This is a genomic window from Pseudomonas agronomica (assembly GCF_025917275.1).
GTDB lineage: Bacteria > Pseudomonadota > Gammaproteobacteria > Pseudomonadales > Pseudomonadaceae > Aquipseudomonas > Aquipseudomonas agronomica.
The window spans coordinates 1-12,373 of sequence record NZ_JAOSHO010000121.1 but is presented as its reverse complement, the minus strand read 5'-3'; the positions used below and the strand labels follow the sequence as shown (position 1 = coordinate 12,373).

12 protein-coding genes are annotated in these 12,373 nt (G+C 60.6%); 5 read left to right on the top strand and 7 right to left on the bottom strand.

The features are described from left to right. Positions 1-56: 56 nt before the first annotated feature. The 7 genes from OC610_RS11610 to OC610_RS11580 form a co-directional block, all read right to left on the bottom strand. Positions 57-779 (bottom strand): oligogalacturonate-specific porin KdgM family protein, encoded by a 723-nt coding sequence (locus OC610_RS11610; RefSeq protein WP_264427894.1) that lies wholly within the window; start codon positions 777-779, stop codon positions 57-59. A gap of 130 nt (positions 780-909) precedes the next feature. Further along, positions 910-1,677, bottom strand: a complete 768-nt coding sequence (locus OC610_RS11605) for an ABC transporter ATP-binding protein (protein WP_264427893.1) — start codon at positions 1,675-1,677, stop codon at positions 910-912. 10 nt (positions 1,678-1,687) lie between these two features. Continuing rightward, entirely contained in the window at positions 1,688-2,527 is an 840-nt protein-coding gene (locus OC610_RS11600; RefSeq protein WP_264427892.1) for an ABC transporter ATP-binding protein, read from the bottom strand. 10 nt (positions 2,528-2,537) lie between these two features. Further along, complete coding sequence (locus OC610_RS11595) at positions 2,538-3,446, bottom strand: ABC transporter permease (RefSeq protein WP_264427891.1); 909 nt, start codon at positions 3,444-3,446, stop codon at positions 2,538-2,540. Then, the gene (locus tag OC610_RS11590) at positions 3,446-4,483 is read right to left on the bottom strand and encodes an ABC transporter permease (protein WP_264427890.1); all 1,038 of its coding nucleotides are present in this window, start codon (positions 4,481-4,483) and stop codon (positions 3,446-3,448) included. The genes OC610_RS11595 and OC610_RS11590 overlap by 1 nt, the downstream gene beginning before the upstream one ends. 34 nt (positions 4,484-4,517) lie before the next feature. Next, entirely contained in the window at positions 4,518-6,140 is a 1,623-nt protein-coding gene (locus tag OC610_RS11585) for an ABC transporter substrate-binding protein (protein WP_264427889.1), read from the bottom strand. A 69-nt stretch (positions 6,141-6,209) separates the two neighbouring features. Then, positions 6,210-7,364, bottom strand: a complete 1,155-nt coding sequence (locus OC610_RS11580; RefSeq protein WP_264427888.1) for a mandelate racemase family protein — start codon at positions 7,362-7,364, stop codon at positions 6,210-6,212. A gap of 266 nt (positions 7,365-7,630) precedes the next feature. Here OC610_RS11580 and OC610_RS11575 point away from each other — a divergent pair, with 266 nt between their 5' ends. The 5 genes from OC610_RS11575 (at position 7,631) to dctM (ending at position 12,284) form a co-directional block, all read left to right on the top strand. Continuing rightward, complete coding sequence (locus OC610_RS11575; protein WP_264427887.1) at positions 7,631-8,047, top strand: VOC family protein; 417 nt, start codon at positions 7,631-7,633, stop codon at positions 8,045-8,047. 145 nt (positions 8,048-8,192) lie between these two features. Beyond that, complete coding sequence (locus OC610_RS11570) at positions 8,193-9,185, top strand: TRAP transporter substrate-binding protein (RefSeq protein ID WP_269807964.1); 993 nt, start codon at positions 8,193-8,195, stop codon at positions 9,183-9,185. Between the two features lie 125 nt (positions 9,186-9,310). Further along, the gene (gene dctP / locus OC610_RS11565; protein ID WP_264427886.1) at positions 9,311-10,306 is read left to right on the top strand and encodes a C4-dicarboxylate TRAP substrate-binding protein DctP; all 996 of its coding nucleotides are present in this window, start codon (positions 9,311-9,313) and stop codon (positions 10,304-10,306) included. Positions 10,307-10,371: 65 nt separating this feature from the next. Further along, positions 10,372-11,004, top strand: coding sequence for a TRAP transporter small permease (locus tag OC610_RS11560; protein ID WP_264427885.1), 633 nt, complete (start codon positions 10,372-10,374; stop codon positions 11,002-11,004). After that, complete coding sequence (gene dctM, locus OC610_RS11555; protein ID WP_264427884.1) at positions 11,001-12,284, top strand: C4-dicarboxylate TRAP transporter large permease protein DctM; 1,284 nt, start codon at positions 11,001-11,003, stop codon at positions 12,282-12,284. The genes OC610_RS11560 and dctM overlap by 4 nt, the downstream gene beginning before the upstream one ends. The last annotated feature ends 89 nt before the right edge of the window (positions 12,285-12,373 follow it).

Below are 12,373 nucleotides of genomic sequence, written 5' to 3'. Positions count from 1 at the left end.
TCGCGAGCAAGCTCGCTCCCACAGTTTTATTCAGTGTTGACTACCTCTCCCACAACTCAAAAGAAGTTGTACTGGATCCCCACCCGCAACCGCAGTTGACGGTCACTGTCCACCGAGTTGACCTTGATATCACCGACTTCGAAAAACGGTGCCCAGCGCTTATCCCATTTGTACTTGACCACGGCATTCTGCTCATAGTCATCGGTGCCGCCGTCATAGCGGATGTAATCGGCATCGAAATACGTCAGTTGATATTCATACGCCCACGGTCCTTGATCCGCATAGTTGATGTAGACGTCGTAGCGATGAATCGTCTGGTCGTCCTGGGCATTGTCCGGCACGTCGCGATCGACCTGGTCACGGTCCAGCTTGCTGACGTCGTAGCGATAGCGACCGGCGATGCTCAGTTCTTTCGTGATCTTGTAGCCCAGGCGCATGCCCGTCTTGTAGGTGGTGGACTCCTCGTCGCTCTCCATGGCGAACGAAGGCGTCAGCGTCCAGCGATCATCGATCTTGTGCTGGTAGTTGACGGTAAATTCGTGGCCGCTGCCGACGGTGTTGTCGAAAGCGACATCTTCCCGGTCACCGGCAGTCTTGTATTTGAGTTCGCCTTCCAGGCCCACACCGTTATCCAGCCTGATGCCGAACTTGGCGCGGTCGGCGTGCATGCGGGTCTTTTCAGCGTATTGATGGCGGACGTTGATATAACCGGTATCCGCCTGAGCGACAACCGAAGTGAACAGCGAAGCGATCGACAAAACTACCAGGGTCTTTTTCATGTTTTTTATTCTTGTAAGTTGAAATCAATAGTTGGGTTGAACGCCAAATCGCAGGCGAGCGCGTGCGCGCATTGAAACGTGCGGTTCAACGTGTTCTGCGGTTTAAAACAGGTACAGCGGGTTAGTTACTTCAAACGGCGATAGGGACTCGTTGTATGTCGCGGCTGGCTTGCACCAGCAGGCGCGTGTATTCATGGGCAGCGCCATCGTTTGCCAGCCGATGACTGTCGAGTGTCTCCACTACCCTGCCCTGCTGCATCACCGCCAGCCGATCGCACAAATGCGCAACGACGGCCAGGTCGTGGGTGACCATCAAATAAGTCAGCCCTTCCTGGCGGCGCAGTTCGGCCAACAGGTTGAGGATTTCCGCCTGCACCGAGACGTCCAGCGCCGAGGTTGGCTCATCCAGCAGCAACACTCTTGGGCGCAGGATCAGCGCCCGGGCAATCGCCACGCGCTGGCGCTGGCCGCCGGACAATTGATGCGGATAACGAAAGCGAAAGCTGTCGTTCAAGCCGACCTTGCGCAGGATCTCGCTGACCTTTTGCCCACGCCCGTCGATGCCGTGAATGCGCAACGGTTCCTGCAACGCGGCGTCGATGGTGTAGCGCGGATGCAGCGAGGCGTACGGGTCCTGGAAAACCATCTGAACGGTGCGGTAGTGGTCCAGCGGCAGCTTGCGTGTCACCGCCCGACCGGCAATTTGCAGTTGACCGGTCCAGTGCTGGTACTGTCCGGCCAGGCAACGCAGCACGGTGGTCTTGCCCGAACCGGACTCCCCCACCAGCCCGAAGGCTTCACCTTCAGCGACGCTCAAATCGACGTCATGCAATACCGCGTTCAATGCCGTGCCGGTGCCGAAACTGAGGTTCAGGCCGGAGATTTCAATCATGCTCATGACAGGCTCCTCAAGGGTTCAACCAGTGTGGGTCGCGCTGCAACACCGGCAGCGTGGCGCGCGGATGGTCCAGGCTCGGCAACGCCGCCAACAAGCCTTGGGTGTACGGATGGGTGGCGTTGTCCAGGTCGGCGGCGGCAATCGACTCGACCACGCGGCCGGCGTACATCACCAGCACCCGATCACAGAAATGCCGCACCAGGTTCAGGTCGTGGCTGATGAAAATCAGCCCGAGGTCACGCTCGCAGACCAACTCTTCCAGCACGTTGAGCACCTGCCGGCGCACCGACACGTCCAGCGCCGATGTGGGCTCGTCGGCGATGATCACCTGGGGATCGGTGATGACCATCATGGCGATCATGATCCGCTGGCCCATGCCGCCCGAGACCTCGTGTGGATACAGGTCATAAACCCGCCGAGGGTCGCGGATGTGCACCTTGGCGAGCATGTCCAGCGCCCGCTCCCGGGCTTGGCGATGGGGCACCTTGTGGTGAGCGAGATACGCCTCGGCGATTTGCTCGCCAACACGCACCACCGGGTTCAGCGAATATTTCGGGTCCTGCATGATCATCGACATGCGCGCCCCGCGAATCGCCTGGATCTGCTTTTCGCTGGCGCCCAGCAAGTCGATATTGGCAAAACGCAGGGTCTTGGCGGTGACCCGCGCCGTCGGAGGATGCAGACGCAAAAGGCTGCGGCCGACAGTCGATTTACCCGAGCCGGATTCACCGACGATTGCGAGTTTTTCCCGGCCCAGGGTGAACGACACATCGCGCACCGCCAGCGAGGTTTTGCCCGCATTGCGAAACTCAACGCACAAATCCTGTACGGCCAGTTTTATCTCAGTCATGGGACTTTCCTCAGGATTGGCTGCGGGGGTCGAGGACGTCGCGCAAGCCGTCGCCCAACAGGTTGAAGGCCAGGCTGACCAGCATGATCGCCGCACCGGGCGCCGCCACCAGCCACCAGCTTTCGAGCATGTAGCGCCGCCCGGTGGAGATCATCGCGCCCCACTCCGGCAGCGGCGCCTGGGCGCCGAGGCCGAGAAAGCCCAGGGCAGCGGCGGTGAGGATGATGCTCGCCATGTTCATGGTCAGGCGGATGATCACCGACGACAGGCACATCGGAATGATGTGGCGCAGGATGATCCGGGTACTCGACGCGCCTTGAAGTTGAACCGCGACGACGAAGTCAGCGTTGCGCAGCGGCAGCGTTTCGGCGCGAGCGAGCCGGGCAATCGGCGGCCAGGCGGTGAGTGCGATGGCGATCACCGCATGCTCCAGGCCCGGGCCGAGGGCGGCAATGAAAGCCAGCGCCAACACCAGGCTGGGGAACGAGATGAAGATGTCGGTGATGCGCATGAACAGGCTGTCGACCCAACCGCCGAAGTAACCGGAAACGGTGCCGACCAACAGGCCGATCGGACCGACGATCACCGTCACCAGCAAGACGATGTACAGCGTGACGCGCGAGCCATACACCAGCCGGGCGAACACATCGCGACCGTATTCGTCCGTGCCGAACCAATGCGCGCTGCTGGGCGCTTGCAACGCGCCGGCAAGGTTCTGCAACAAGGGATCGTGACCGGCGATCCACGGCGCCAACGCCGCCACCACCATCAAGGTCGAGACCACAACCAGGCCGGCAAACGTCATCGGGTTGCGCAGCAGAAATCGCAGCAGTCGAGTGGCGCTGGCCACCAGCGCAGCCGTACTCGAAGCGGGCAGCGCGGCACTGCCGGCTGCGCTGGAAGCAAGGGGCAGGTTCATTAGCGGGTCCTCGGGTCGAAGATCTTGTAGAGCGCATCGCTGATCAGGTTCAGCGTCACGAAGATGAGGCCGATCAACAGCACGCAAGCCATCACCGCGTTCATGTCGCCGAGCAACAGACTGCTCGTCAGGTACTGCCCGAAGCCCGGCCAGGCGAAGACGGTTTCGATCAGCACCGCGCCTTCGAGCAACCCGCCGTAGGCCAGCGCAACAATGGTCAACAGCTGCACGCGGATGTTGCCGAAGGCGTGGCCCCAGACGATCTTGCGCTGGGACAGACCCTTGACCCGGGCGGTGATGATGTACTCCTGGGACAACTGCTCAAGCATGAAGCTGCGGGTCATGCGACTGATGTAGGCGACCGAGTTGAAACTGAGGATCACCGCCGGGAGCAGGATGTGCCGCAGTGCGCTGCGAAAGGCTTCCCAATCGCCGGACCAGGCAGTGTCGATCAACAACAGCCCGGTGTGCGTCGGAATCAACCCGTCATAAGCCAGGCCGATCCGCCCGACACCGCCGGCCCAACCCAACCAGGCGTAGAACACCAGGAAAGCCATCATGCCGATCCAGAAAATCGGCGTGGAGTAACCGAACAGCGTGATCAGCCGAGCGACATGGTCACCGGCACGGCCCTGATGGGTCGCCGCGTAGACACCCAGCGGCAGCCCCGCCAGCACGCCGAACAGAATGGCCAGGGTCGCCAGTTCCAACGTGGCCGGAAACACCCGGGCGATGTCGGTGATGACCGGGTTGCCGGTCAGCAAGGCCATGCCGAAGTCACCGTGGATCAAGTCGCCGAGGTAGATCGCGAATTGGGTCCACAACGGTTTGTCCAGGCCCAGCTCCTGGTACACCTGGGCGTAGGCCGAAGCGTCGGCGTCCGGGCCGACGATGGCCAGCACCGGGTCCAGCGGCATCACCCGTCCGATAAAGAAAGTCAGCAGCAGCAACCCCAGCAGCGTCACCGCCACCGAGCCGCCGCGCCGGGTCGCCGAAGCGGCCCGGGTGGTCCAGATTGAAAAGGATGCAGTCGACATATTCATTCCTGCCTTGGCCGTGGGGCCGTCGATTTCAGCGCTGCTTGTAGACGTCCCGAAGGCGCGTGGTGGCGGCGGTGTGGCCAATGTAGTTGCGCACGTCGGCGTGGATCACCACCTCGTCGACCATTTGCGAGACCGGCATGATTGCCCCGGCCTGTTGGTCGTAGAGGGTCTGGACCTGGGCATACATCTGCCGCTGGCGCTCGGGGTCGCGCTCGCGCTCGGCCTGCTCGATCAACTGGTTGAGCTGCGGGTCGAAGAACGAGGTGCGCCAGCCCTGGAAGTTGCTCAACTTGGCTTCGGTGCGGTTGTCCGGGTTGTACACCAGGGCGCGCAGGCTCGAATGCGGATGGCGCTCCGCCCCGCCGCCGCCACGCCCGACGAGGATGTCGAATTGACGGTCGCGCATCGCCCCGTAGATCTGGTTGCCGGTGCCGGTGATGATCGTCGCCTGGATGCCCGCTTGGGCGAGCGTCGCTTGCAGGCTGGTGGCGATGTTGATGAACGGTGGATCGGTCAGCGAGCGGATGCTCACCTTGAAGCCGTCGGCGTGACCGGCTTCCGCCAGCAGGCGCTTGGCCTTGGCTACGTCCAGGCGATAACCCGGATCGTCCAGGCGCGCCGGCAAGCCCAGTTGCATCGGCCGTTGGTTGATCACGCCGTAGTGCGGCATCACCACGTCGTTGATGCCCTGGTAGTCGATCAACAATCGGATCGCCTGGCGCACGCGGATGTCCTGGAAGAGCGGCTGCTGCATGCTCAACGCCACGTAGTACAGCGTGCCCCGGGCGATGCTCTGGATGTGCACGTCATCGACCGCGCCCAGGGCCTTGATGTCGGTGGCCGCCATGCCGCGGGCAACGTCCAGGTCACCGCGTTCGACCATCAGGCGCAGCGCCTGGGACTCGGTCATGTTGCGCATGATCACCCGGCGCAACTTCGGCGCGCCGCGCCAGTAGTCATCGTTGCGACTCATCAGGATCACGTCGTTGGCGCGCCAGATATCCAGCTTGAACGCGCCGGACCCGGCCGTATGCGTGGCCAGCCACGCCGCGCCCTGATCGTCGCCGACCTGATGCTGCAAGGCCACCGAGCGATCGACGATGAAGGCACTGGGCGAGGTCGCCAACGTGTTGAGCACCAGCAACGGATCGGTGCTGCGCGGCAGCTCCATGACAAAGGTGTGCGGCCCTTCGGCGCGCATCAGTTTGACGACGTTTTCGGCGGTGAAGCCGTAGGCTTTCCAGGTCGAAGCCAGGGCGCGATTGAGCGTGACCACGCGCTGCAAGGACCACGCGACGTCTTGCGCAGTGAACGGTGCACCGGAGTGAAAGCGCACGTCGTCGCGCAATTGAAAGGTGAGGCGCATACGGTCCGGGCTGATTTCCCAGCTTTTGGCCAGGGCGGGAATCAGCGTGTCCGGCTTCGCCGCGTCTTGCTCCAGGAGCATGTCATAGACGTTGGCGTTGACCTCGGCCACTTCGAGCCCCGTCGCGGCAGCCGGGTCGAGGGACAGCAGGTTGATCATGCTCATGCCCACCACCAATTGGTCGGCGGGTGTTTCGCCTTGGGCCAGGCTGACGGGCGCCTGCACGGTGCACAGGGCCACGATGACACACAGCAGCCTGGTCAGGCGCTTGGGCCAGAGTTTCATGGTTCAGTCCTTTCTTATATTTATAAAGACTTGTCGTCCGAGCCGTTCAGCCTCGGACGCAGTGCGCCATCAGTGCCGGGATAATGTATTGGCTTCGATATACGCGAAGTTGATGTCCTCGCCCAACCCCGGCCGATCCGACAGATGCACATAACCGTCGGCGTCCATCGGATCGACGAGGCTGTTGAGGTGCGCCGGCACTTCCTCGTAGTCGAGAAACGGGTGCAGCAGGCCACGCTCGTACCAGCGACAATTACTGATCGCCCCCACCACGGCGAGGTTCGCCGCGCCGTTGCCGTGGACCTCGCAATCCATGCCGAACGACTCGGCCAGGTGCGCCACCTTCAGGCACGGCCCGATGCCGCCGACGCCGGCCACGCCGGCGCGCAGGATGTCGCAAGACTTCTGCGAGACCCAACTGGCGCGGCTGTGAAATTTACCGGCGATGCTCTCCGGACCCAGCACCGGGATATCCAGGTTGGCCGCCAGCCAGGCATAGGATTCGGCGGAGTCCTCCATCATCGGCTCTTCAAACCAGGCGAAATTCAGCTTCTCCAGGGCCTTGCCGATGGTCAGCGCATCCATGCGGCTGTACCAGTGGTAGCCATCAAGCATGAGCGCGATATCCGGACCAACCGCCTCACGCACGGCGGCGCAGGCCTGGATGTCCATTTGCGGGTTTGGCGCGAAGGAAATCGGCGGCATCCAGGTGTGCAGCTTGATTGCCTTGTAGCCGCGCTTGACCAGCTTCTCGGCAAACTGACCGTACTCATCCGGCGTCGACAGACCACCCGGCAAATCGTCACCGCACATCGTCGAGCCATAGGCCAGGACCTTGTCGCGGTAACCGCCGATGAGCTTGTGCACCGGCAACTTCAGCCTGCGTCCGGCCAAGTCCCACAAGGCTTGTTCCACCAGGGCCAGCGCCCGATCGGTGAATTGCCCGGCGCTGCCGCGCTGCCAGTGCGCCAAGTCCTGCCAGATGCTTTCCCGGTCCATCGGATCGCGACCGATCAGCACCTTGCGCACGAAGGATTCGATGATGTGCGGGCGAATCAACTCAGGCGTACCGAAGGCATAACCCTCCGATCCATCGTCGCAACTGATTCGCAGCAGGGCCATCTTGATCATGACTTCGTCGCCGGGATGGGCGTGGCCGGCACTGTCTTGGGCGCGACGCGACGGGGTGGAAAAGATTTCGACGTGAACGCCTGTGATTCTCATGGAAGGGGCCACCGTGTTGTTATTTTGCATTTGTATGTCGTCATACAACATGGCGGATTATTTGAATGTTTACCCAGGCATGTCAACCCACAAAGCCAAACAAATAGGAGATTTTTCGTCACGCCATCCTTGCCATGAAGATGACGACTCTAAAAGTCGTCATACCACACAGCCTGTCATTGCCTGGAATCAGCTCGCGCCCGCCGTGGGAATTGTTGGCTACAGTGACTTGACCCATTGGAGCCAGAACCCATGCGGAGGCCGACATGAAGAACTTCAGCATTGAGCGCATCGACCACATCGTCCTGCGTGTGACAGACATCGAGCGCAGCCTCGCCTTCTATACGTCGGTGTTCGGCTGCGAGCTCAGGAAACGTCGGGACGATCTGGGCCTGATCCACCTCGGAGCCGGTGCATCGATGATCGACCTGGTGGATGTCGACGGACCTTTGGGCCGTCAGGGTGGCGCGGCGGCCGGCAAGCAGGGCCATAACGTCGATCACTTCTGCCTGCGCATCGAGCCGTTTGACGAGCAGGCCCTGCTCGCTCATCTGCGCGCAGCCGGGTTGGCCGTCGAGAAAGCGCAGATGCGTTTTGGCGCGGAGGGTACGGGATTGTCGATTTATTGCTGCGATCCGGATGGCAATCAGATCGAGTTGAAGGGGCCGTCGCTGGAGCCTTGAGCGCTAGCTAGCCTGATTCGGCCAGGCCAGGAGGTGCCGGCGAGAAGGCCCTCTTCTCGCCCAGTCCCCCGCGTTTTTTCTCCTAGACTTGCAGCTGTTTCATTGGCGAAACAGTGCACATGACTATGCAGAGGAAACCCGGCAAATGTTCAAGACCATGCTGAAAACGCTCATCTGTTTCCTGGCCCTCGGCGCCTTGGGCTCCGCCGCCGCCGAGCCCATCGTGATCAAGTTCTCCCACGTGGTGGGCGAGCAGACGCCCAAGGGCCAGGGCGCCTTGATGTTCCAGAAGCTGGTGGAGGAGCGCCTGCCAGGCAGGGTCAAGGTGGAGGTTTACCCCAACTCCACGCTGTACGGCGATGACAAGGAAATGGAAGCGTTGCTCTTGGGGGACGTGCAGATCATTGCGCGGTCGCTGGCCAAGTTCGACCAATACACCAAAACCTTGCAGCTCTTCGACCTGCCTTTTTTGTTTCAGGATATTGCCGCAGTAGACCGTTTTCAAACGAGCCCGGCTGGCCAGAAGTTATTGCACTCCATGGAGCGCAACAACATCACCGGCCTGGCGTATTGGCACAACGGCATGAAGCAGTTGTCGGCCAACCGAGTATTGCGCAACCCCGAAGATGCCCAGGGTCTGACGTTCCGAGTGCAGGATTCCGCAGTGCTCACCGAACAGTTCAAGACCTTGAACGCCAAGGCGCAAAGGATGATTTTCTCCGTGGTGTACCAAGGCTTGCGCACAGGCGTGGTCAACGGCACCGAGAACCCCTACTCGAACTTCTACGACCAAAAGCTGTATGAAGTGCAGAAATACGTCACCGAGACGAACCACGGCATTCTCGATTACATGCTCATTACCACTTCCGATTTCTGGAATGGCTTGCCAGCGGATATTCGCCCCGAACTGGAAAAGATCGTGGTCGAGGCAACTGCTCATGCCAACAAAGAGGCACAGCGGTTGAACGAACTGGACCGCCAGCGCGTACTTGAAGCCAAGACCACCGAAATCGTTACCCTCACGCAGCAGGAGCGCAACGCCTGGCGCGAGACGATGAAACCGGTATGGGCGAAGTTTGAAAAGGACATCGGCCCGGACCTGATCCAGGCCGCCGAAGCGTCCAACCAGACGCAGTAATACGCTGCACTTGATGTCACAATGCCCCAGCAAGCTGATTTCTGCCTAGACTTGCAACTGTCCCACCGTGCGTTGTGTTTTGAATGAGCCCGCACGGGCAAAACTAAAAATAAAAGGAAACTCCGATGTTCAAACCTATGTGGAAAGCACTCGTCTGCACGCTGGCCCTCAGCGCGCTGGGCTCGGCTATGGCAGCCGATCCGGTGGTCATCAAATTTTCGCATGTAGTGGCCGAACAAACCCCTAAAGGCCAAGGTGCATTGCTGTTCAAGAAGTTGGTGGAAGAGCGACTGCCGGGCAAAGTCAAAGTCGAGGTGTACCCTAACTCCTCGCTGTTCGGCGACGGAAAGGAAATGGAAGCCCTGCTCCTGGGCGATGTACAAATGATCGCGCCGTCGCTGGCCAAGTTCGAGCAGTACACCAAGACCGTGCAATTGTTCGACTTGCCCTTCCTGTTTGACGACATCTCCGCCGTGGACCGTTTCCAGTTGAGCCCTGAAGGCCAGAAACTGCTCAAGTCCATGGAAAGCAAGAACATCACCGGTCTGGCCTATTGGCACAACGGCATGAAGCAGTTGTCTGCCAACAAACCGCTGCGTGCCCCCAAGGATGCCCGTGGCCTGAAGTTCCGCGTGCAGGCGTCTGCCGTGCTCGAAGAGCAGTTCAAGGCCGTCAGGGCCAACCCGCGCAAGATGAGTTTCGCCGAGGTGTACCAAGGCCTGCAGACCGGTGTGGTCAACGGTGCGGAGAACCCGTACTCGAACATCTACAGCCAGAAGATGCATGAAGTGCAGAAGTACATCACCGAATCCAACCACGGTGTGCTCGACTACATGCTTATCACCAACACCAAGTTCTGGAACGGCCTGCCGCCGGACATCCGCACTGAACTGGACAAGATCGTGGTGGAAGTCACCGCTCAAGTGAACAAAGAGGCGGCCCAGCTCAACGAGCATGACAAACAGCGCATCCTCGAGGCCAAGACCACCGAAATCATCACCCTCACGCCTGAACAGCGCAACGAATGGCGCGAGCAGATGAAACCGGTCTGGAAGATGTTCGAAGGTGACATCGGCGCCGATCTGATCAAAGCCGCCGAAGCCTCCAACAAGGCTCAGTAATGGGTTGGCCGGCGTTGCCGCCCTGGCAATGCCGGCCTGTCGTCCTCTTGCAGGAGATGTCATCCATGAACGCCCTTCGGCGCACCTGGGAACACTTCGAGGAAGGTTTCATTGCTTTCCTCCTGGCCGCCATGACGCTCGTCACGTTCGTCTATGTGGTCCTCAACAACCTCTACGCGGTTTTCTACAGCCTCGGGGATAACTGGCCCGCCGCCAGCGAGTCGATGTTCGCCATTGGCGATGGAATCATGGGCATGGCCCAGGCGATGACCTGGAGCAGCGCCCTGACCAAGGCGCTGTTTGGCTGGCTGATTTTCTTCGGTCTTTCCTACGGCGTGCGGACCGCCGGGCACATCGGCGTCGATGCGCTGGTGAAACTGGCGAGCAAACCGGTACAGCGGTTCATCGGCGTGATCGCCTGCCTGTGCTGCCTGGGTTATGCCGGGTTGCTGGCCGTGGCGAGTTACGAGTGGATCAACACCTTGATGATTGCTGGAATCGGCGCCGAAGACCTCGGCCACTTCGGCATCATGCAGTGGCATGTCGGGTTAATCGTGCCCGTAGGATTCGCCCTGGTGTTTATCCGTTTCGCGGAAATTTTCGTACGCATCCTGATGAATCGCCAGACGGGCCTGGGCCTGGCCGATGAAGCGGCGGAAGCGATCAAGCTGACCGAGATCGAGGAAGACAAGCCATGACCATTGCCTTCCTGTTCATTGCGTTGTTCGTGTTGATGTTTATCGGCGTACCCATCGCCATTTCCCTGGGCCTGGCCGGCTCGCTGACGATCATATTCTTCAGCCCCGACTCCGTACGTTCCCTGGCGATCAAGCTGTTCGAAACCAGCGAACACTATACGTTGCTGGCGATTCCGTTCTTCCTGCTGGCCGGTGCGTTCATGACCACGGGCGGTGTGGCGCGGCGGCTGATCGACTTCGCCAACGCCTGCGTCGGGCATATCCGTGGCGGCCTGGCGATTGCGGCAGTGTTGGCGTGCATGTTGTTTGCAGCGCTGTCCGGTTCCAGCCCCGCGACGGTCGCGGCGGTGGGCTCCATCGCGATTGCCGGCATGGTGCGCTCGGGTTATCCACAAGCGTTTGGCGCCGGCATCGTCTGCAACGCCGGGACCCTGGGCATCCTGATTCCGCCTTCGATCGTGATGGTGGTGTACGCCGCCGCGACAGAAACCTCGGTGGGCAAGTTGTTCATGGCCGGTGTGGTGCCGGGCTTGTTGCTGGGTGTGTTCTTGATGGTGGCGATCTACATCGTCGCGGTGAAGAAAAACCTGCCGGCCTTGCCCAGGGCAACCTTGCGGGAATGGCTGACAGCGGCACGCAAGGCGATCTGGGGCCTGCTGCTGATGGTCATCATCCTCGGCGGGATCTATTCGGGGATGTTCACACCCACCGAAGCAGCGGCGGTCGCGGCAGTGTATTCGGCGTTTATCGCACTGTTCGTCTATAAGGACCTGACGTTCCGCGAGACGCCCAAGGTGCTGTTGGAGTCGGCCAAGCTGAGCATCATGCTGATGTTCATCATCGCCAACGCCATGCTCTTCGCCCACGTGCTGACCACCGAGCAACTGCCACAACAAATCACCGCGTGGGTGATCGAGGCCGGGCTGACGCCAGTGACCTTCCTGCTGGTGGTGAACATCGTGCTGCTGATTGCCGGTGCGTTCATGGAACCGTCGGCGATCATCCTGATCCTGGCGCCGATCCTGTTCCCGATCGCCATGAAGCTGGGCATCGATCCGATTCACCTGGGCATCATCATGGTGGTGAACCTGGAAATCGGCCTGATCACGCCACCGGTGGGCTTGAACCTGTTCGTCACCTCGGCGGTGACCGGCATGTCGCTGACGGCCACCATCCGCGCAGCCATGCCGTGGCTGATGATCCTGCTGGCGTTCCTGGTGTTGATCACCTATGTGCCGTGGATTTCGCTGGTTCTGCCGAACTGGTTGGGAATGAGCTGACCTGTTGGCGAGGGCGCCTGCTGAGCCTTTTGTAGGAGCTGGCGAAGCCTGCGATCTTCTGATCTTTCGCTTGAAATTCAAGTGAGCCG